The organism is Syntrophomonas sp. DTU019, assembly GCA_913757435.1.
GTDB lineage: Bacteria > Bacillota > Syntrophomonadia > Syntrophomonadales > Syntrophomonadaceae > DTU019.
The window spans coordinates 374,119-396,469 of record CAJYDM010000001.1 but is presented as its reverse complement, the minus strand read 5'-3'; the positions used below and the strand labels follow the sequence as shown (position 1 = coordinate 396,469).

At 46.0% G+C, this 22,351-nt stretch carries 16 protein-coding genes, 1 other RNA gene and 1 riboswitch; of the genes, 9 read left to right on the top strand and 8 right to left on the bottom strand.

Features of this window, described 5'->3' with window-relative positions; translation table 11 throughout:
• The first annotated feature begins 51 nt into the window (after positions 1-51).
• The 9 genes from rnr to ssrA all read left to right on the top strand — a co-directional run bounded on the left by rnr (position 52) and on the right by ssrA (position 9,510).
• Positions 52-2,274 carry a ribonuclease R gene (gene rnr / locus AC15IQ_RS01980; protein ID WP_483176966.1) on the top strand — a complete coding sequence of 741 codons (2,223 nt, stop codon included), beginning with the start codon at positions 52-54 and terminating at the stop codon, positions 2,272-2,274.
• Positions 2,275-2,412: 138 nt separating this feature from the next.
• Positions 2,413-2,529, top strand: a riboswitch (molybdenum cofactor riboswitch).
• Positions 2,530-2,603: 74 nt separating this feature from the next.
• Positions 2,604-3,410: an Ig-like domain-containing domain gene (locus tag AC15IQ_RS01975; RefSeq protein WP_483176964.1), complete on the top strand. Its 807-nt coding sequence runs from the start codon at positions 2,604-2,606 to the stop codon at positions 3,408-3,410.
• Between the two features lie 71 nt (positions 3,411-3,481).
• Positions 3,482-4,489: a FecCD family ABC transporter permease gene (locus AC15IQ_RS01970; protein WP_483176963.1), complete on the top strand. Its 1,008-nt coding sequence runs from the start codon at positions 3,482-3,484 to the stop codon at positions 4,487-4,489.
• Positions 4,490-5,311 (top strand): ABC transporter ATP-binding protein, encoded by an 822-nt coding sequence (locus AC15IQ_RS01965; protein WP_483176962.1) that lies wholly within the window; start codon positions 4,490-4,492, stop codon positions 5,309-5,311. It begins immediately after the preceding gene.
• A gap of 13 nt (positions 5,312-5,324) precedes the next feature.
• A complete protein-coding gene (locus AC15IQ_RS01960) occupies positions 5,325-6,437 on the top strand; it encodes an ABC transporter substrate-binding protein (protein WP_483176961.1) in 1,113 nt (370 codons plus the stop codon).
• A 115-nt stretch (positions 6,438-6,552) separates the two neighbouring features.
• Complete coding sequence (locus AC15IQ_RS01955) at positions 6,553-7,821, top strand: S-layer homology domain-containing protein (protein ID WP_483176960.1); 1,269 nt, start codon at positions 6,553-6,555, stop codon at positions 7,819-7,821.
• A 243-nt stretch (positions 7,822-8,064) separates the two neighbouring features.
• Positions 8,065-8,538: an SsrA-binding protein SmpB gene (gene smpB, locus AC15IQ_RS01950; RefSeq protein ID WP_483176958.1), complete on the top strand. Its 474-nt coding sequence runs from the start codon at positions 8,065-8,067 to the stop codon at positions 8,536-8,538.
• Positions 8,539-8,573: 35 nt separating this feature from the next.
• A complete protein-coding gene (locus tag AC15IQ_RS01945; protein ID WP_483176957.1) occupies positions 8,574-9,089 on the top strand; it encodes a GNAT family N-acetyltransferase in 516 nt (171 codons plus the stop codon).
• Between the two features lie 72 nt (positions 9,090-9,161).
• Positions 9,162-9,510: a transfer-messenger RNA gene (gene ssrA, locus AC15IQ_RS01940) on the top strand.
• 270 nt (positions 9,511-9,780) lie between these two features.
• Here ssrA and AC15IQ_RS01935 read toward each other — a convergent pair.
• From AC15IQ_RS01935 to istA, 8 genes are all read right to left on the bottom strand, one after another.
• Entirely contained in the window at positions 9,781-11,589 is a 1,809-nt protein-coding gene (locus tag AC15IQ_RS01935; RefSeq protein ID WP_483176956.1) for a UvrD-helicase domain-containing protein, read from the bottom strand.
• On the bottom strand, positions 11,582-13,309 hold the full coding sequence (locus AC15IQ_RS01930; protein WP_483176955.1) for an ATP-dependent nuclease: 1,728 nt from the start codon (positions 13,307-13,309) through the stop codon (positions 11,582-11,584). The genes AC15IQ_RS01935 and AC15IQ_RS01930 overlap by 8 nt, the downstream gene beginning before the upstream one ends.
• Positions 13,310-13,357: 48 nt before the next feature.
• Positions 13,358-15,865, bottom strand: coding sequence for a DEAD/DEAH box helicase family protein (locus AC15IQ_RS01925; RefSeq protein WP_483176954.1), 2,508 nt, complete (start codon positions 15,863-15,865; stop codon positions 13,358-13,360).
• Positions 15,866-18,175, bottom strand: coding sequence for a site-specific DNA-methyltransferase (locus tag AC15IQ_RS01920; protein WP_483176953.1), 2,310 nt, complete (start codon positions 18,173-18,175; stop codon positions 15,866-15,868).
• 3 nt (positions 18,176-18,178) lie between these two features.
• Positions 18,179-19,831, bottom strand: coding sequence for a DUF2326 domain-containing protein (locus AC15IQ_RS01915; protein WP_483176952.1), 1,653 nt, complete (start codon positions 19,829-19,831; stop codon positions 18,179-18,181).
• A complete protein-coding gene (locus AC15IQ_RS01910) occupies positions 19,809-19,913 on the bottom strand; it encodes an ABC-three component system middle component 7 (protein ID WP_483176951.1) in 105 nt (34 codons plus the stop codon). Before AC15IQ_RS01910 ends, AC15IQ_RS01915 begins: the two co-directional genes overlap by 23 nt.
• Positions 19,914-19,975: 62 nt before the next feature.
• Positions 19,976-20,725, bottom strand: a complete 750-nt coding sequence (gene istB / locus AC15IQ_RS01905; protein ID WP_483176950.1) for an IS21-like element helper ATPase IstB — start codon at positions 20,723-20,725, stop codon at positions 19,976-19,978.
• Positions 20,682-22,238, bottom strand: a complete 1,557-nt coding sequence (gene istA, locus AC15IQ_RS01900) for an IS21 family transposase (RefSeq protein WP_483176949.1) — start codon at positions 22,236-22,238, stop codon at positions 20,682-20,684. The genes istB and istA overlap by 44 nt, the downstream gene beginning before the upstream one ends.
• Positions 22,239-22,351 lie beyond the last annotated feature (113 nt).

Here is a 22,351-nt window from a genome sequence, read left to right as displayed (position 1 = left end):
ACCGGAGATACTATATAAATAAGAAATAAGACCCATTTGAAGGAGGATTACATGGTCAACAAAGAGACCCTTCTGGCCTATATGCGCCAGGATACTTACCGCCCCCTCAGTTATCGGGAGCTGCTGATGGTTTTGGAAATCGACAATGATGAAGAGATAAAGTTCAGCAAGCTTTTAGGGCGCCTGGAAAAAGAAGGTGAAATTTTAAGGACGCGCAAAAATAGGTACGGCTTGCCGGAAATGATGAAGCTGATTAAGGGTGTGATGCGCCTTTCCCAACGCGGCTATGGAATTCTGGTCCCTGATGATCCGGGAGGTGCTGAGATTTTTGTTTACGGCAAGAACCTCAATGGCGCTATGCACAATGATCGCGTCATGGTGCGCCTGTGCCAGACCAGTCATGGAGGAGAGCGTCCCGAAGGAGAAGTCGTCAGAGCTATCGAACGGGTCAACAAGACCCTGGTGGGCACTTACGACAAGGGCAAGCATGCCATTCAAGTCATACCCGATGATCCCCGCCAGATTTATCCGATTTATGTGAACCGACCCCGCAAGCTCAAGGTGCAAAACGGCGACCGGGTAGTGGTGGCCATTACCAGTTGGCCGGATAAGAACAAATTACCGGAAGGACGCATCGTAGAAGTCTTAGGTAATCCTGGTGAGCCCGGGCTGGATGTGGAGGTAGTGATCCGCAAGCACAATCTGCGGGTGGATTTCGCCCCTGGTGTGGTCAAAGAGGCTCAGGCCGCAGCCCGGCCGGTCAGCGCGGAGGAAATCAGCAAACGGCGCGATCTGCGCGACTTAAGGATGGTTACCATTGACGGGGAGGACGCCAAAGATCTGGATGACGCGGTTTCCATCAGCCGAATCGCTAACGGCTACCGACTTGGGGTGCATATCGCTGATGTCTCCCATTATGTCAGAGAAGACAGCAAACTGGACAAAGAAGCCTGTGCACGAGGCACCAGCGTCTACCTGGTTGATAAAGTCCTACCCATGCTGCCGCGAGAATTATCCAACGACATCTGCAGTCTAAACGCGGGGGCAGACCGCCTAGCGATGAGTTGTATAATGGACATTAACTTCAACGGTGAAGTAGTTCATTATGAACTGTTCAAATCGGTGATCCGAGTCAATGAACGCATGACCTACACCGCCGTAAACCGCATACTGACTCAGGATGATCCTGATTTGAAAGAGCGCTACCGTGACCTGGTGGAAGATTTCCACATGATGAAGGAACTGTCTGATATTGTCCGCAGTGCTCGTCTCAAGCGCGGGGTCCTGGACTTCGATTTTCCTGAAGCCAAGATAATTACAGATGAAAAAGGGGTTCCCATCGATATCAAAATCCGCGAACACGGACCCGGGGAGATGCTCATCGAAGACTTTATGATCAAGGCCAACGAGACCGTAGCCGAGCATCTCAACCGCATGCATATGCCACTGTTATACCGGGTGCATGAGAAGCCTGATGAAGACGCTCTCATCAAACTCAATAAGGTTTTGGGGGTTTTCGGACACAAAGTACAGGGCGACAAACTGGAACCTATGACATTTCAGCGGATCTTGACGGACATCCAAGGCCGACCTGAAGAACAGATGATCTCCCTGATGGTCTTGCGCTCCATGAAACACGCCCGTTACCTGCCCCAGCCCTTGGGGCATTTTGGCCTGGCATCGCGTTTCTACTGCCACTTCACCAGTCCTATACGCCGCTATCCGGATTTGATCGTGCACCGGGTATTAAGCCATGTCCTGGATGGCAGTATGAACGAACGCCGCCGGGCTGCATTGGAAAGCAAAATGAATTTTTACGGGGAGCATTCCACTTTCCAGGAGATCAAGGCGGAAGAGGCTGAACGCGACCTGGTAAATATCAAGAAGGCCCAGTTTATGCAGAAATTTTTGGGTGAAGAATTCGAGGCCCGGGTGTCTTCGGTCAATCCCTTTGGCATTTTCGTAGCTCTGGAGAACACTATAGAAGGACTGGTACACATCTCCAGTATTACCGATGATTACTATGAGTTTAATGACCGCAGCTTTACTCTGCGCGGTATCCATACTGGCAGGACTTTCGCTATCGGAGATGAGGTCCAAGTAAAACTGGTGCGGGTGGAAGTGAACGAAGCCAAGATTGATTTCGAGCTAGTGGAAATGACGGCCGCCGACAGCGGAGAGAAAAGGAACAGGGGCCGCAGAAAGGCCCAGACTGACAAAAGCGGCCGCTTGGGCCGCCGCAAACAGGGCAGTACACCCAAAATCGGGGTTTGAGGATATAGGATCTAACCAGGGCATGGCTGGGCTGCTGCCTTTTGAGCAGTGCTGCCATGCTTCGTTATTTTTGTTGCATTTTCCAAAAGGGATGAGCTCAATTATGTCGAATATTATTTAAGGATTGAATTATATAACCATTTGTCCGGTTTTCGAGTCACTGTACCTAAAGATCGCCACGGGCAGCTGACCGATAGGGTGTAGCGGGAAACGGCTATGCCTCCCGACGCGGAAAGGAAACTAGACGGTACCACTACGCACAGGTCCTGTTCGTGGTGCTTAGTCAGTTGTTTTCGCAACTGACATTTTATTTTATGGGGGTTGGAAATATGAAAATAAACTACAGAATATTGGGGCCATTATGTATCACTCTGATGTTTTGCCTGCTCTGGCCCGCTTTTGCAGCGGCGGCGAACGGCGATGGTGCTGGCGATGGTTCAGGAGGAGGTCAGCAGCAACCGCTGGTGGTCGAAAAGGTTGTCCCTGCTGACGGTGCAACTGGTATATCCCTCGACCCGGAAATCAAAATTACCTTTAACAAGAATGTGTGTTACATGACGGTGCGTGAGAATAACCGCAACTGCTTTTCCATGTGGGCGGGCAATACTCGCATCCCTATTGAGGTTATAATGGCCGATGATCAAGTGGAGCGGGACAAACGCAATGATGCCATTATTAAACCCCTGCAGCAGCTTAAAGCTGGGACTGAATACAGAATTGAGATTGCCCCTAATATGGAGTCCAAAAGCGGGGTCACTTTAGGCAAGAAGGCTACCATTACCTTTACCACTGTTGCCAATCAGCCAGCAGCTACTGCAGATGATGCTGTGCCACCGGAAAAACAGGGAGTACCACCTGAAAAAGCAGCGGCAGCTGATCCGGCTGCCAGCCAGAATAGCGAACTACCGCAGGGGGCGGCGGAAGCGGCGGATGCCATTGCGGATAACAATCCTCCAGCACCAACAGACGCGGTAGTTACTGACAACACCTCCGCGCAGCAGGCAGCAGCAGATTCCACTGCAGATGTAGCTGCCCAAGAGGATTACCGTTACAAACGGATCTTCATCGACTTGACCATTGTGGTACTGGCTGGGCTGGGAGCATTGTGGGCTTATCGCAAACGCCGCGGCCTGTAATCAAAATCATATACGAAAGGCCTGCTGTCGGTATTTTATCAATGCCACTGACCAGTTTGTTGGGGTGAGTTGTGACGAAAAAGTTTTGGATATTGATGCTCTTTATCGCTGCACCTTTGGCGGTGATCCTGGTATCATTGCTTATTGGCCGATATCCGGTGGATATTGGCACAGTGGTAAACGTAGTCTTTTGCCGCATAACTATGCAGTCCTGCAATATAGAGGACATTTACCAGACGGTGGTATGGGACATCCGCCTGCCCCGAGCCATTCTGGGGGCTATGGTGGGTGGCTGCCTGGCTATTAGCGGGGCCGCTTTCCAGGGACTATTCCGCAACCCTCTGGTCAGTTCAGGGATTCTGGGGGTCAGTTCCGGAGCTGGATTCGGGGCGGCTTTAGCAATCATACTCTTTCACCGGGTGGCCGCGATCTATACTCTGGCTTTTGTATTCGGCATCCTGGCGGTTGTCCTCAGTTATATAATCAGCCGGGTATATAACGGTACGCCTACAATCATGCTGGTCTTGGGAGGAGTCATAGTCTCTTCGGTATTTTCCGCTTTACTGTCCCTGGCCAAATACCTGGCCGATCCATTGAATGAACTGCCGGCTATCGTCTTCTGGTTGATGGGAAGCCTGGCGTCAGCCCGCTACAGCGATATTTACATAGCCGGAATACCGATGCTTATAGGAGTAAGCGGACTTATGCTGATCAGGTGGAGAATCAATGTATTGTCGATGGGCGACCGAGAAGCCCATTCTCTGGGGATAAACACCTCTCTAAACAAAGCCATAGTGATAGGCTGTGCGACTCTGGCCACAGCCGGAGCGGTCTGCGTGAGCGGCATCATCGGCTGGGTGGGTTTGGTCATCCCCCATATAGGACGCATGCTGGTGGGTAATGACAATCGCATCCTCATACCGGCCAGTTTCTCACTAGGGGCTGCCTTCCTGGTCATCGTGGACGATTTTGGCCGTATCCTGACCGGATCGGAAATACCCTTGGGTATATTGACCGCCATAATTGGGGGGCCTTTCTTCGTTTATCTCTTGAAGAAGACCAAAGGGGGCGGCTGGTAGATGGCTTTGCTGGAGGTTAAGGAGGTCTATTTTAAATATCCTCAAGCCACCATTCTCGAAAATATAAGCTTCCATATCGAACCGGGGGAGGTGTTTTGCCTGTTAGGCCCTAATGGCTGCGGTAAAACCACTTTGTTGGATTGTATTTTGGGATGGTTGAAGCCTTATTCCGGTCAGATTTTATTTAACGGCTGTCCTATACAAGACATGTCCGCACCTCAAATTGCCAGGCAAGTAGCATATGTACCTCAGATCCATGAAAAGACTTTTCCCTATCTGGTGAGGGATATTGTGATCATGGGGCGGGCGTCGTTCATAGGCCCGTTTGACACTCCCTCTGCAGAAGACTGGGCCATTGCCGAGAAAGCTTTGGATATGGTGGGCATCTACAGATTAAAAGACCGTCCCTATACACAGTTGAGCGGTGGCGAGGGGCAGCTGGTGATGGTAGCCCGGGCTCTGGCGCAAAACAGCCCGTTAGTAGTCATGGATGAGCCGACTGCGCATTTGGACTATCGGCATGAACTCATGATCTTGGAGACGGTGGTAGAGTTGGTCAAACAGACCGGGCTGGCAGTGTTGATGGCTACCCATGTGCCCAACCACGGATATTATTTTGAGAATCAGGGTATAAGGACCCAGGCCGCTCTGGTGAAGAATAAGCAAATCATGGCATTGGGCAAACCGTCAGAGGTGTTATCGGAACAAAATCTGGGGCAGTTGTACCACATAAAAACCCGTATCATCGACTGCCAGCTGGATGGTGAGGCGCTATTGAAACAGGTAGTGCCCATCAGCACTATCGATCATCGATCAAGTTGAGGAGGCAGGGAAATTGAATACATATCGAGCCAAAATGCGCATCAAACGCTGGACCACAGCAGGTCTGATCATGTTGTTACTGTCTTTTTCGGTGGTATCGGGTTGCCAGAATACTGCAGTAAACACCCCGTCCACAGCCAAGCCTACCCATGTAATCACTGACACCATCGGCCGACAGGTTGAAATACCTATAAATCCTGAGCGAATCGCTTGTCTGTGCCCCGAAGCGGGATATGCCATTGCCATGTATGGCAAGGCTGACACTATCGTGGCCACCTCAGGCGGAATGCAGCGAGACCTCTTGCTGGTAGAGATGTTTCCGCGCATCAAAGGTTTGCCGGTGCCTAAAAGCGATGAGGTCATCAACATTGAAACCCTTCTCAGCACTAAAGCGGAATTGGTCATAATCAAAGGTGATACCACCAGCAACGAGGCGGAGATGGAAAAACTGCGCAAGGTTAACATACCGGCAATCGCTCTGCAATTTAACAGCATGGCTGAGCAGCAGTACGCCATGCAGATGATTGCTAAAATACTGGGTACCGAGGCAGAGGGCCAGCGTTATACCGAGTATTATCAACAAACCGTGGCTGAGGTACAAAAGCGGGTGGCAGATATTCCCGACCAGGACAGGGCCACGATCTATCATTCCACCGCCGAAGTTACCCGCACCGATACGGCCAACACGCTGGCTGCAGACTGGACCAATGCGGCTGGGGTAAAGAACGTATCAGTCGACCAGAACTTGAAATTCAGTGATGGCAACCATTATGCCGGCCTGGAACAGATACTGTTGTGGAATCCCGACTACATTCTGGTCAATGATCCCAATCTGGTGGGATATATAATGGGCCACGAACATTGGAGGCCATTGCAGGCGGTTAAAAATAACCGGGTCTTGCCATTACCCATCGGGGTTTCCCGCTGGGGGCACCCCAATTCCCTGGAGACCCCTTTGGTGATTCTGTGGACTGCCAAATTAGCTTACCCTGAACTATTCAAGGACTGGGACATGGTCCAAGCCACCCAGGATTTTTACAATGAGTTCTTCGACTGGCAGCTCGATCAGGACACTGTGGCAAAAATGCTGCAAGGCACAGGTATGCGGGCCCCCAAAACCAAATGATCGCAAACGGGGAAGGACTGTCTCCCACTTGCAAAGGAAAATAAATGCCTATGGAGGTGATACGGTACGGCATCGCTGTAAAAAGTGCAAAACAAAAATATTAGGAGGAATTAAAATGATTAATGTGAGAACAAGGCATAATGCGGCCATAGCTATTCTGGTGGCCATATTCTTTGCCATTTCCACGATGGCAACATCGGCACCAGTATTAGGTGAGGAAGCAACCGCTCCGCAGCTGGCTGCGGCAGAAGTGAGCAATAAAGGCGACCTGGCTCTGACCTTTGACCAGACCATGACCGACCCGGCCGGAACTCAAGGTCAGTTTGAAGTGGTCATCAACGGAGCTCCGGTTGAGGTGAGCGGAGTAGAATTGACCAATACCCCAACCAAAATCAAACTGGTATTAAAGTCCAAGGCTACTGCTGATCAAATCATTGCCATTACCTACAACAAGAGCGATGATGCCGCCCTGCAGATCAAATCTGCGGATGGTGTGGCAGTAGAGAGCTTTGTTTACCAGATGGGCGAAACGTTACAGCCCCCTGAACTGAATGCGGATCAGTATATACTAGGTGAGGCGGTCGAGATCACTTTTGCCAGCAGTGCTGACTGGGCCGCCAAAATCACCAATGTCAAGGTGAACGATGTATCCCATAAAGGAGAATTTGATATAGTCGACGACAAAATCACCATCCCTGCGGAAATATTCACCGCGGCTGGAGATTATGACATACTGGTCAAAGCTACAGCTTATAAGGATGCCCGTATCACAGTGACCATAGTGGAAGAAGAGCCCATAGAAGATCCAGTTCAGCCTCCGGTAGAGCCGGTTGAACCGCCAGCCGATCCGGTTGAGCCCCCGGCGCAAGTAGAATTCAAGGATACACAGGGACACTGGGCTGAGGACAATATCAAGCAATTGGTGACTGTGGGTGCGATAAGCGGCTATGGAGATGGTACCTTTGCGCCGGATAAAAGCATAACTCGGGCTGAATTCGTCACCGTGCTGGTAAAGGCTTTCAAACTGGAAGCAGCCTCAGATAAGGTATTTGCTGACACTGCCGGTCATTGGGCCAAAAATGAGATCGCCACTGCTAATGCGCTGGGCATAGTTGAAGGTTACAGCGCCGACAGCTTCGGCCCTGATGACGGTATCACCCGGGAGCAGATGGCGGTCATGGTGGTGAAAGCAGCTCAACTGGAGCCTGCTGAAACCGCCGCTACTTTTGCCGACCAGAACCAGATCTCGGCCTGGGCATTGGAGTATGTCAACACCGCTTATACCAACCAGCTCATCAGCGGCTACGAAGACAACACCTACCAGCCGCAAAAGGGCAGCACCAGGGCAGAGGCAGTGACTGTTATTCTGAACGCGGTAAAATAAGTTCGATCAATAACATAGTTTTGATTGGAGATAATATTCTCAGCCCCCCGTATCCCGGGGGGCTGTATGCGGTTTATTATGGCATTAAAGTAACATTATGGACCATCATTGCTTGAAAATGGAAGGTGAGTTATGATATAAGAGATATAAACTTGGTTAGAGAGCCCTGGCCTTGGAATCTACTGCCGAGGTTGGGGCATATTTGTCGAACTGGGATACTGTAGTAATATAGAGGGATGGATCATGGCAAAAAAGCACGGCGGAATCAAGCCGGTGGTGGATAATCGTAAAGCACGTTTCAATTATCATATTAAAGAAACCTTTGAATGCGGACTGGTTCTGGCAGGCACTGAGGTAAAGTCGCTGCGCATGGGCAGGGGCAATCTTCAGGATGCCTATGCCACGGTAAAAGATGGGGAGGTGTGGGTTCAAAATTTCCATATAAGTCCTTATGATAAAGCCAATCGTTTCAATCACGATCCGCTGCGGCCCAAAAAACTGTTATTGCACCGCCGCGAGATCGACAGACTGCAGGGATTTCAACGGGAGAAAGGCTATGCCTTGATTCCTTTGAAGATATTTTTTAGAGATGGCCTGGCCAAAATGGACCTGGCCGTAGGAGTAGGCAAAAAACTTTATGACAAACGCGAGGACATCGCGGAGCGTGACGCTCGGCGCAATATCGAACAGGTGATCAAATCAAAAATACACACCTAAATGCACACTTAATCGGAGATAGGGGATGAAGCTTAATGATCACAGTAAGACCTGAATTGCCCGGAGATGAAGACGCTATTCGTCAGGTCAACCTGCTCGCATTTGGACGTGATGTGGAAGGAAAATTAGTTGATCTAATCAGGGGGTCACGGTTCTTTGTACCCGGACTGTCTATGGTAGCAGTGGATGATGGCAACATAGTGGGGCACATCTTGTTGAGCGCCGCAATGCTGATAAATAGCAATGACGCTATGCCCATCCTGACCCTGGCCCCGATGTCAGTAATCCCTGAATACCAGGGAAGAGGCATCGGCACCCGGATGATTGAATGCGCAGTCAAGCGCGCCGAGAATTCACAGTTCCCGGCGATAGTAGTCCTGGGGCATTCCGAGTATTACCCGCGCTTTGGCTTTGTCAAAGCGTCCGATAAAGGGATACTATCACCCTTTTCAGTGCCCGATGAAGTCTATATGGTTTTGGAACTTATGCCCAATGCCCTCGACAACATCACCGGCACAGTGCGTTATCCACCCTGTTTTGCCGATGTTTAGACAGTCAGGCGGGGTTGACAAAGAGCCTTCCAGGGTTTAATATTGCATGTGCGATGAGCATATTATTTACAAGGGGGCGTACTGGTTTCGACGGGGGAATAGATGGGTTGAGTAGCGAGCCGAGTTGTCGCCAGCTCGATAAAAAGGCGAGAAACAATAACTGCAGAAGATAATTTTGCACTAGCCGCTTAAGCGGCTCGTCCGGCCAGATTTCCTAACGGTCTGGTGCAGGGCGTCACTTAGTTAGGGTACCCTGAAGCCTTCTTCCTCGAGGGGCTTTAAGGGGAAACTAATCGGGGATAGCGCAATGGAAGCCTGTCCGTGGGCGTCCGGATGGCGAAGCTCAAAACACAGACTGCGCTCGGAGAAACTCTTCTGGTCTTTCTTTCGGACGGGGGTTCGACTCCCCCCGCCTCCACCAGATTATCTACCATCTATTGATAAAAAGTATTTTATCAGTGGGTGGCTTTTATATTGCTTGAAAAACTGGTATTTAAGCCGTTCCTGCGGTTTTAGCGGAGCGGCTTTCTCGATTTCTGGTGGGTTATTTTTATACTAATAAACAAAACCCCTGTTATTTTTAGGCGGAGTTGGCAGGGATAATCGTTAATAGTTAGCATGGGGTGTGCATAGCCAACGGGTAATCGTTGAAAGATTAGGGGTAATCGTTGAAATGTATCCTTAATCGTAACTAATCGGCTTCCACCAGCTTAACACCATCTACCAAAGCTAAACAGCAGATTTTTCCGTTTGTGAACTGCTGACCTCGTGCATTAAACCGTTCACCACTTGCTGAAAGATATGCTTGTTTTCTAGCTCTTGTCAAGCCAACATAAAACACGCAAAGATCGTCCAATATTGGGTTCTTCATTTGTTCAGGTAACGTTTTCGGCAGTTTGCATACTGCACTGCTTGATGTATTTTTTAGGCTTGGACAATCTCTGCACAAGAAAGTAAAAACCCACTGTTCAACATCAGATAGAATAACATAATCCCATTCAAGCCCTTTCGCTCCATGGATAGTCGAGAGTATCACCCGAGAATCTACATACTCCATTGCCTGTTTCAGTTGTCTGTTCTCAAAGATATCCAATAACAACGTGTATTTGTCCTCAGATAACAAATCAGAATAATCAACCGATACTTTCTCTACTAGAGCGTCAAGCAAGTAAAGCAAGGAATCAATAGTTTTCATGTTTGATTGTGAATAAGCAGTCTTAATGCTTTCAGCAAACGCGATTAGAGCTTTCTTATTTATGTTCTTAGATTTGCCAAATTTCTTGATGAACATTTCCTGGCATCTGTTGTGGAATTCTACATATTCCAAGTCTTCGTCTGTAAACATACCGTAGAAATACGGGATACTGTTATTTGAAAGTTCCGCTTCGACAATTTCGGCGTTTTTTCCACGTCCGCGAAAGAGTATAGCTATTTTACCCATATCGTCTTGTAGAAGGCTCTGTACTTTCGCAACAACCTTGCACGCCTCCTCTTTCTGAGTGCTTCCCCAAAATGCTGGTAGTTTTGCAGTATCAGAATCAGTAATCTCCGGGTCGAAGCAAGTCGCTGCGTTCGCCCTAATATTTGCGTCAAGCTTAAGCATCTCCGGATTATTGCGGAAGCGGTAGTTCCTGGCAAGTGCTATTTGGGTCATACCATATTTCGTTGCTGCCGTGGACATAATATCAGGCAACGCCCCAATGAAACCGTAAATACGCTGCAAAGGATCTCCAAGAAAAACCAATTGGGTATGGTCGGAGATCATTGACTCCAGTAACGACCAAGCAATGCAGTTTGTGTCTTGAAACTCGTCGACAACGAGTAGCGGGTAGTAGCTCTGATAGAACTTCCTTACCTCAGGGAAGCGGGCGAAAATCTCCAGCACAAACAGAATGACAGCGTTGTGTGTAATGTATTCCAAAGGCAGGAGTTTCCTAATAACGATGTCATTGTATTCGTGTATAGTCTGTGCATCAGGAGCACTGGAAGCCTTAATCGAGGTTTCTATACCTTCAAGCCGCTGGGTTTCTGATGCAGATAAAGTAGTATTCAGATCTTGGCGTCTGCTAATTTCACTGTCGCTGATCGCCTTGAATAGATTGACATCTTTTCGCAATACGTCAGAGATGAGATAGCCGTACTTTTTCAAAACCCCCTTGCAAAACCCGTGGTAGTTCGTGACAGTTACTTTCTCGCCTATGGCAACCGGACTGTTTTGTTCGCCAAGGAGTACGGGCAATTTCTCTGCGACTTCCCTTTTGACTTTCAGTGCGGCATTCACGCTAAAGGTTAGTCCTAGTATACGCTTGGGGTTTGGTATGCCACCTGAAGCGTACAGGTAAGCAATGCGGCTAATCATAGTGGTCGTCTTACCATACCCGGCAGGTGCTTCCACTATCAAGCGTGGACTGTCTGAAAAGATAACTTCAAGTTGTTTTTCATCGCCCTCATGTTGCTTTGAAATTTTTGCCTTTAGTTCTGCAAGAATGGCATTAGGCAATGCTCGCCACCTCCCGCGCCTTGATAATTGCATCGGCATAACAAGCAGGTATGAGGTCAGCTGGTAGCAATTCGCCGATAATCCGTCCCAGGAGAACATCCTTCTTTGCCATAAACCAAGCGGAGTACATTTGGCAGAACTCAATCTCATCATCATCATTGACATCTGATAGCTTCTTAGGTACATAGCCTGTCATATCAATACCCATCTTTTTGAAGTGCTTCCGCACGAAATCGGCATCCATTTCGACAGACTCTGCATTGCTGGATAAATCCTTAGCAATTTTCCTTACCAGGGCAGTTTGACCATTTAAAAATAGTTTCTTAACAATTTCAATTTCAAAGCAGAGTTCTTGTGTGAAAAACTCGTTATTAGCTGGGGTATGTCCAGTCCTAACATCACCGTCATAGATAGCTATGCTTGGGATTTTAAATTTTTCCAGTAATTGGCGAAGTGGTTTGATTGACTCTTCGCCTCTTGCATTTATAACGCAGATGCCGTAATCATCTAGCGATACGCCAAGTTTTTCGGCAAAACTATGAATGCAACCATATTCGGTTTCACCCTCAATCAACACGGCACAATGGGCGTAAAACGCCTCCTTTATTTCGGGGAAACGCATAATCATATGTTTCTCGTTTGCTGAGGTGAATCTAAGTGTGGCACCACTAACTACTGCTGTTTTGTTCTCTTCCTTATAAAAGCGGATGAGGTTGCGGTAGTCCCCAACCAAAGCGTCTGTTGAGTGTGTGACAACAATAAGCTGACCATCAATGCCGTCAATTCCGAAGCACAGCTTCAGCAACTCGGCAAATTCAGCATCCTCATTTTGCAGAATTCGTTTGTAATAGCCAATGAGCGAACGCTGGAGATAAGGGTGTAGATGAACTTCTGGCTCATCAATTGATAGAACAATCGGTAAAAGCATTTTTCCATCATTGTCTCTGAAAAGCTGTTCATTAAATGGTGCAGATTTGCTTTTATAGAGCTCCATAATCTGGCATAAGATGTTAATCGAAGCCATAGCCATATACTGAACACCGCTACCCGTTGTGTCAATTTTCCTGTCGCCATCTGATAGGTAATACAGGCTGGTCAACATCTCAGTAGGGTTAGGGGCAACAGTCGCTTTTATAGCGTAATCCCTAAAGCTGCGAATTTTGCCCAGATGTTCGTTTATAAATTCCGTCAATTTGTCTACCTGCTCATTATTCAGAAAGGTAGGGGTTTCCTCATCGCTCGTTATGAATCTCTCGATGATGCCATTAATCAGCAAGCCTGCGCCTTTCTGCGTGTCCAGGCGCAACTCTCTACTTGGAATGGATGTTGTTTCATATTTCAAGAAGTTAATTTTTCTTAATTGCTTTATCTGAATACTCTCGTTGGAATCGGCACTGACAATAGTCGGGTATGCCTCTTTTATCGTCTGACGATACCGTATTTTCAATAATGAGGCATCATCAGGGGAGAAGTTGTCGCCGAAGAAGCCTTGTTCGTTTGGCGATAACTTGACTTCCATTTCAACCTCGATGGGCTTTTCAGAATCATAGAAGTCCTTATCATCAAAGCCTTTACCACTACACACAGTACTGAGGAGAGATAGAAAGTTGCTTTTCCCAAGGTTGTTTTCTCCGATAATGTAATTATGTTCCGAATGGAAGTTGACGGTGATACCATCAATATTCCTATAATTAGAAACCCGTACATAGGTTATTTTCATATAATCTCCTTCCAGCACCGTATTGCTAAGTCTAAAACCGATAGAGATCTAGTCTTCACGTATAGCATCTGCGTCAAAAATTCTATCAAGCTCCTCGTTTGACGTTATACCGCGAACCTTATTCCTGACTGTTGTTTTTCCCATATCCAATCGATAGAAATGTTCATGACCATCTACACCTTTTTTTAGACGAATGAGCTGAATTCTGCCAAATTTATCCCAATGTTTCTCGGCAAATTTCGCCAAGCCTACAGCCTTGGGGTAATTATCCTTACGACTGGGGTCATGTGGTTCCAGAATATCGAAAACGTAACCCTGTGCATCTGCTCTAACAACCACCAAATCCGGGAACATAGAAGTGGTAATACCGCTAACTTCATACGGTATTTCAAGTGACCACTTTTTACGGTCGAGATTACGTAACCAGCAGACGGCACCGTTTTTAAGTTCTTCTTTAATAACTCCGCTCTCCCATTGGTTTAGTGATGTTCGGAATGTACTGTCCTCGGAACAATATAGGTGCTGTTCAAACTTAATGCTATCCTCCGGCACAGAGAAATCGATTGAATCGGGTAATACCCATGGCACAGCTATCGGTTGTACAGAAGCATTGATTAACCTTTCATAAAAATTTTTTCGTGCCTCGTTTAATTTTGCAATGGAGCGCTTATTACCTTCGTAGAGATTAATGAATTTTTCCTCTGCAAAGGCTTCTATTCGTTCCATTGCGTCCGTGTCGTTTGTAAGAACGATGATCTCCTTTTTTATATCGATATGGTCACGGCTACTGTGCCGAATCCAATATTCTTTGTGCAGGCCTTCGCCCAACAGCTTTCCGGCCTGTTCAAAATGTCGTGAAATATCGAAATCCGAAACTGTCATGGTCTGTGTTGCTTCGTCAAAGGAATAGGCATTGTCTCCGTACTCAAATATCAGTGTACCCAGAGCAAATCCGGTGATCGCAGCAGCTCGGCTGTTAAATTCTCCGCTTTCTTTTATCCGCGCAATTTCCTCATCCATTTTTGATAGAACTGCATGTTTAACTGTTTTCTGCGCTCCTAAATCAATGCCGTCCATCGTCAGTGCTCGGGAAAGCTGTATTAGTAGCTTAAGAGGTGCCTGTTTGCGAGATGAATCTACCCGGTAAGTGACGAGGTTATCCATTGCATCAAACACATCGGCATAGGCAAGATTGCGACCAAGTGTAACAAGTTCTTTGTTAGTACCTGTTTCGGCGGGCATAGCCGACTCACTATCGCGTAGAGCATTAACCACATTTTTCACTGTATCTTCGTCAAAGTACGGAAGAAAAAGGCTCACGCTATTAAGTTCAGCATCGGAGGCAATTCTTCTCGCTAAAGGAGTGCGAATCATACGACCTAAAAGCTGCGCAATATAAGTATAGTCTTGTGCGCTGCGGAACGACATCATCGTTTCAGCACGCGGACAGTCCCAGCCTGTGGAAAGGTTCATTTTGAAGAATACTACCTTCACATTTTCTTCGTCTTCAATTCGAGAGGCCTCGATTTGCTGAATTTCGACGTCACGTACTTTAATCGTGCCACGGTCATTAAAGGTATGTACCACTTCACCAGGCAGTAATTTGCGCCCCAGTGATTCCTCAAGTAAATCAATACAAGCCCCAATATCAGTATGGGTTACTTCGCGTTCGCTGCCATCTTCGACTTGAACAACGAGAATAGGATTTACCATTTTCTCGTTTTCGCGTTCACAGTAAGCTTTCCAGTGAGAGCACTTTTTAAGCCAATTTTCTACTGCACCCTTGAACATGGTCATTTCGGCACTTAGTTGAATATCCGGGAAATGAATGATGATTCTGTCCTTTAAAAGTCCGGAATCACGCACATGCTCAGGAGGAACGATGACTTTCTGAACTGTCGATGTAGTTCCAGCAATTAAATTATCAAATCTCTGAGGGGTTGCAGTTACACCGATGACAAGAGGCATAATACAGAGCCCGTCATCCTTGCTGCCTTTAATGAATTTCTGCATGATGGACTGCGCTTTGTTCTCCGCTTGAACGGAGGTATAGGTGCCTCTATGCGCTTCATCAATCACCACATAAAACTGCTTTGGATTACGTTTAGTAGTGTTAGTAAGTGTTTCCCAAATTGAATATTGCCGTGTATCGGATTTTGCCGTCAATAGTTTGTCAGAACCTAGTTTTTGTGTGTTCAGAAAATAGATGCGGCCACCTTCAAGATACTCGGCGCTAAAGGTTGCATCAATAGTAACTAAATCCCGCACACGGATTTTATCAGACTTGCTTTCAATTTTTAGCCGCGTTTGCTCATTAAGTTCCGGTGAATCGGAAAGCCAAACAAACACTGACTCCGGCTCGCCAATGTTATCTGCACTCCCAAATAGAATTTCTTCAAAGAGTGTGGTCATGATGATTGTTTTTCCCGAACCTGTAGGTGCGGAAAAGGAAATTACTTGTGGGTCACGTTCGCTCCACATCAAGTGTGCTTTATTGATCTTTTCATGCAATTCAGCAAGAGCTGTTTCCTGAAACGGAAATAATGTATCTCTCATTTATGAATCCCTCCTGCTCCCCAACACAAAGTTGTCGATGTAATCGCGGTATAGCTGGTATGTTTTATTTACTTTTATGCCAGCGGTCATTTCACGGAATGCGTCCTCGGAGTTTGTTACGAAATAGACCACCTTGATTCTATCTTCTTCCGAGAGCTTTTCGGCAAACTCAGCAAACTTTGTTTCATCAACCAGAACAGCAAAGCCGTTCTGTGGAAGAATTAACATTTTTGGTTCTTCATCGCTGCTCAGTTCAGGTCGCTTACCAAGTGCACCAGATTTCAGCCACAGCAGTGGTAGTATTTCATGAAACTGCTGTCCCAACGACACGCTGTTTTTATCCAAAAAACCAAGTTTAAAATATTCGACATTGGCAGGGAAGCCATCACTCATGGGGCGTTTCACTTGCGTTGTCTCGCTAATGGGACCAAGCAAATCAGTAACCAGTGCTTTAATAGCTTTGAATTTCGCGGGCTCTTTGACCAATATGTAAAAGTCGGTGATGTGGTCTTGATCTTCCAACGCTTCAAGCCATTCATCAACAGCGTTTATATCAAATAAAACCGACGCTGAATGTTTATCCGAAACAATAAATTTACTGCCCGCTTTTACCAACGTTTGCGGCAGTTGTGCCTTTCCATCCTTGCCACGAAGCAAGGAAACAAGCTGCTTTTTAGCGCTGGTTGTTAGTTCTGTGGGGTTCTCTACAAAGCCGAGCTGATAGAATGAACGATCAACTTCCTTTGTTACGGTCTGGTTCGTAAAGTACTCTCCTGTTAGAACTGTGCCATCGTCACGTTTGCCAAGAATGCTATATTTTGTCCTCGGCCAAGTTACCGCGCGGCAAATTCCATGTTTTTCCCATTCGAGGTCACCTGGTTGGTAGCCGTTTCTTTGCAAGTCCCGTGCCTCGTCAACTGAAACCTCATTATTAGTAACCAATATGCATCTTCTGTGGCCGCCATCCTCGGCGTTCAGCAGATTGACTGCATGAAGCGTCGTACCGCTACCTGCAAAAAAGTCTACTATGAGTGCATCCAACTTGCCTAAAACAGCAAACCCCAATGCTTCACGTACAGCGTAAAGTGATTTTGGATATGAAAAACCTCCTCCAATAATGGACTTTATCATATCCGTGCCGTGTGCCTCAGCATTGAAAAGTGCATCAGTCCATACTGTCTTAGGTGGTTCACTTTCTCGGCGTAAAAGGACTTCTATGCGGTTTCCTCTTTTTTCAATGAACATCCTATTTCTGACCGTTTCAACTGTGTCGCGTGCATAACGCCACTTCTTCTCAATGCCGTTTTTATCAATCGGCCACACGAAAATTGTGCCGTCCTCGTTGTGTTCAACTTCAGACGTCGGGTGTAATTCCCTATCCAGCAAATCACCAAATCCGATAATGCGGTATTCTTTGTCAAGTATAATTGGGTAAAAACATGTCGCACCTTCATATCGACCAGAGGTGCTACCCCACCTTCGAAGATTGTAAACATCACCGCCAGTGTGTTGTTTTCGAAAAATGGTGCTTCCCGGTAAGTATGAATAAATAGCATATTCATGAGTTACGGAAAACTTTTTACCCTGCGTACCGCCTGGATTATGCTGAATAGTAACACAGGTATGTGTGAACTCTGGGAAAATTTCATTTAGTAACACCCACAAGTGTGCATATTCATTATCGTCAATTGTCGTAATGAGCACGCCATCATCTGATAATATTCGTTTTGCAATCCTCAACCGCTTCTGCATCATTGACAGCCACTTGCTATGACGCCAGCTATCAGAGGAATCCACATAGTCATTGTTGTATTTCCAATCTTTTGCCCCTGTGTTGTATGGCGGGTCGATGTAGATGCAATCTACCTGTTTGGGGTATAGATATTCCAGCAATTGTAGAGCGTGGTAGTTGTCTGCTTCAATGAGTGTGTGCCATAGATTACTATCAGGCGCATTTTCTACAGATTCAATCGGTTGAAGCATAGGAAATATCGGCTCGCCAAATTGGGCAACCGAAACAAGTTCCGTAAGTGGGATGGCCACAGCATCGCCTGTTATCTTTTTACGGCAAAGGGCAGTATCGCCATTTAATTTCACCACTGTATAAAAATCATTGATGTGTCCTGTTTTTCGTGCAACGGTCGAGCCAAGTTTGACAGCAACATCATAAAGCGGAGTACATTCAGGGATGTGTTCTTCGAAAACTAATCCAAATTTTTTATTCTTAGATAGGCGAGCAACTTCCTGTTCCAAGCGAATACGTAAAGACGTATCAGGGATTTGCCTTATTAAATCGTTGATTGCAGCCATATTTTAGATCCCCCCATTAATATCATTCGTTTCGTTCTTACTCCACGAACGGCCAAAAAGCTCATTTCCATCCGACAACCGCAAAATCGTTGTAGCTTCTAAAATCTTGTGTGCCTTTGTGGTTGTAGAATCAGCCTTGTCAAACGCAATAAAGATCTGTCGTCCACTGGCCTGATAACGTTCCAATATGTGTTCTAGGTGTATGTCCTCAATGCGTTTGAGAATATTAGAATCATGAATGAGTACAGGGATTGGTCGTAACTCAAGCACACTTAAATCGTAAACCACCAGGCTCTTAAACGCAGTACCCTCACTGGTGTTTCCAGGAGTCTCAAAGGTAATTTCCTTTTGGGGAGTAATCTGCAGAATGGGTGCTATTTCTTGGTGTTCAGTCACTACACCATTTATCGTTGCCATACGTAGGTTGATGTTGTCCTGTATTTCTTCCAGCTTCTCGGTTTGTTGTAGCAATAGTCTTTCTAGCTTGTGCTCTGCTTCGGCGCGGATTTCCTGCAATTCTTTCTGGTGAATCAACTCGGCTGTTTCCTCTTCTAGTCTATCAATGCTTTTTGACACGTTGATACATTGGGAGAGCACTCGTTCCGACATCTCTTTTGCCAAGCCGGATTCCTCTATCCTTTGATGTAAACGTTTGATTTCTTTATCGCAATGATCAATGAGCGGTTGCAAACGTGCTATTTCCTGAGCCATTTCTTCGCCCAGAATTTCTCTTATTCTCTTATGAAAGTGCTCAATTTCCTCGAAGGCCTTTATATCAGTATTTGGGAAAAAATGCACCAGAGAATCAAATTCACTAGCGGTTTCAGGATTAGTGTCAGCGATGTTACTCGAAATTGCATTAAGCTGAGATTGCAGACGATTGCGTTTGCGGATGAATTTGTTCAACTCTTTTTGAGCCGCTTTTATCCGTTCAAATGTCTGTGTATCAAACCCAAACAGCGCTAACTGGGCCTCTTCACTGTTTTTCATTAGCTTCTGGAGCCTTTTCTTCAGTGACTCTATAGTCTTCTGATTCATTTCAATTTTTGCGGTGTCAACCTGCTGACGCTTACGCGATTTAAGCTGCGAGTATTTGACACCAAGTTCTTCCTCCATGTTCTTAATGGCAGAAAGAATATTGTAGTGACCAAATAGTTTCATCAGAAAATCAACTGCTTTTTCATCCTGTTCACGAGGCTTTACGAGCAGGGGGTACTTCTCCAGTGTATTTTCCCGGCCATAAATACGAAAATACCGCTCTGTAATCTCCGAAAATGTAAGGGCTGGAAGTCCAACCTTGTATTCCTGAAAGAGAAAGCTCCGAAATTCATCAAGCGACAACTTTGTAATGAAATGGCCTTCTTTATCACAGCGATATACATTTTTAGGTTCATCGGTTCTCCGGTAAAAGTAATGTGGCTGTCCTTCAAATTGAAAAGTGAAATAAATGGTATGAGGGCCGATCTCTTTTTTAATGTCACCAGAAAGGGTGTAGTAGCCTTCACCGCCGAACACATAGTCGATAATCCACAGAAATGTTGATTTGCCAATGGCATTACTGCCGCCAGAACTACCTAAAACCGTATTAAGTCCATAATTAAATTGGATGTTTTGATGCTTAGGTGCAAATTTATCACATCGAATTTCTGTCAACATAGCGTAGTACCCTCCCTTCATCGATTAGTTCAATTTTCCCCAATGCAAACAAGCAGTCTAAAGCACTTAGAAAATCGCCCATATCCTTCTTCTGTAAGCGGTCAAGTATTTTGGAGAAATTTTGGCCAATAATTTTCCATAGGACTACAGTCTTAGTATAGAATCTCGATGTTTAAGGCGGTAACTGTCGCCGGTCAGATTGAATATCTCACTATGATGAGCGATTCGATCCAGGATAGCGGTAGTTATAACCGGGTCTCCCATCAATTCGGCCCAGTCTTCAAAACCCTTGTTTGAAGTTATTATTAAGGCCGTCTGTTCATAAAGTGATGATATCAATTGAAAAAACAAATTAGCTTCCTGCCTGGTAATGGGGACAAAACCTATCTCATCAATTACCACTAAATCTGAAGCCATGATCCGTTTCATCCTCTGGCGGCTCCGGGTTGAGGTAGTTTCCAGCTTAAGATGCTTGATTAAATCATCCATATTTACGAAGCTTACCTTGTAACCTTTTTTCACAGCCTCAAGCCCGATAGCTACAGCCAAATGAGTTTTCCCCACTCCCGGAGGCCCAAGGAAAATCAGATTGTAGAACTTCTCAATCCATTGCATATCCAGCAATTGATTAACCTGTTTACGGGTAATAGAACGCTGAAATGCAAAATCGAATTCATCTATGCTTTTAACAAAGGGAAACCCCGCCATCTTCATCCGGCGCTCTTCAGATCTTTTTTCACGGTAGTTTATCTCTCCCTGCAGCAGCCGGTTAAGAAAATCCAGATAGGATATGTCGGTACTGCTTGCTGTCTGCAGGGTTTGATCCAGGTTGTCTCTGCACCAGGAAAGGTTAAGGCTTCTTAAATAAGTCCTGGTTTCTTCGGCCTTGTTCAATACTCATACCTCCATAAATAGCGGCGTATTCGCTAATATTTCTGATCTCGGTTTTAATCCGATAGGCAAGAGGTATGGCAGACGTATCAAGTATAGTTTCCGCCGGGCTGTTGTTTTGCTGGGCAAAATACTCCAGGGCGGTCTTGAATTCAACTGCGCTAAAAATACTCCTTTCCACACAATAATCTAATGCCTGGGATATTGTTTCCAAAGAGTAATTTTTAATCGTTTGGATAATGAGATTATACTGGTCACGAACATATCTGGGTTTTTCTTTACGAATACCATCGAGGAAAACAGCTGCTATTTCACTTCCTCCCATATTGGCCAGGGTATCTTGATATAATTCGGCTATCCGGGCAGAATGGTCGCGTTTATGATTGTTATTCCTGATCAATCGGCCTTTATCCAGAGATATTTCATGACGGGCCAGCTCTTCATCGGTTTCAAGGTCAAAAACGATTAGTATGCCCTGGTCTGCTTTAATCTTCACTTCTCTTTCAGGATGGTAAGTGCCCAGGGGCAAAGTATATCGGTTGCTGTTGTACCAAATGATATTGTCTTTGCGTACCTGTCTTGTTATAATTTCTTCAGGTTGATTAATTATGGTCGGTATCGGTTTTAAGTGTTTTTGTTCTTCTTTAAACACTTCTGCCGGTACCTTTTTTGTTGTGCCATGTATATTGGCGTTTGCTGTTCTGTTCAGCCATTCTATACACCCCTGATTAAATGCTTGAATGTTGTCAAATATCCGGTGCCTGGCGTAGTTGCCTTTGGCATATTTGATAACTGCCTCAATTTTGCCCTTGGTCTCCGGATCACTTTTGCGGCAAAGATATATCTTAAAACCCATCTGCTGCCGGAATCTCTCGAATTCTGCTGTGTATATGATATCCCCAAAGTTTTCGTTTATAGCCAGGAGCCTGTCCTGATCGTACACAATTTCTTCTGGCACCCCTCCTATGTATTCAAAGGCCCGATAATGCACCTGTATGAATCTGGCTGCTGTAAGTGGCTTATCGTCCCATTCAACATATTTATAACGGCTGTGTGAGAGAACCAGCCCAAATCCTGTGAGCTTTACCCGCTGCCCCTGGGTATTTACCAGGGTGGTAAAACCTAAATCTACTTGTGCCTGATAACCCATGGGCAGTTCTTCCACTGCTTGGTATTGACGCTGGATAATAGGCTTCTTAATGTTATACTGAATCCGTAAACTCCTGATAAATCGTCTAAGCGTTCTCTCCTTTCCCTGATAATCTAAATAATGCTGTTTAAGCCAATCTTGTATTTGTGCTGATGACATGTCGGGATGTTCCTGTAACCACCTCACAATTTGTTCTTCGTATTTTTCAAGCTTTCTGGTTCTTTTTGTGTTTTTTCTTATTTCGTCATATTCGTCTGGCGTCACCTCCCAATAACGATCAACTGTTTTCCAATCTATGCCCAACTGCCGTTGAACTTGTGATTTATTAAGCCCCATCTCCTTTAGCTGCTGTAATTCTTGATACATCGGCCACCCCTTCACCTGGTTCCTCTCCTCGCATAATTGTAGTCTTTTACCCTACAATTTTAGCTGGTTTGGAACATTAAGGTAAATATTCTCCGTTTTTAGTGGCCAATTTT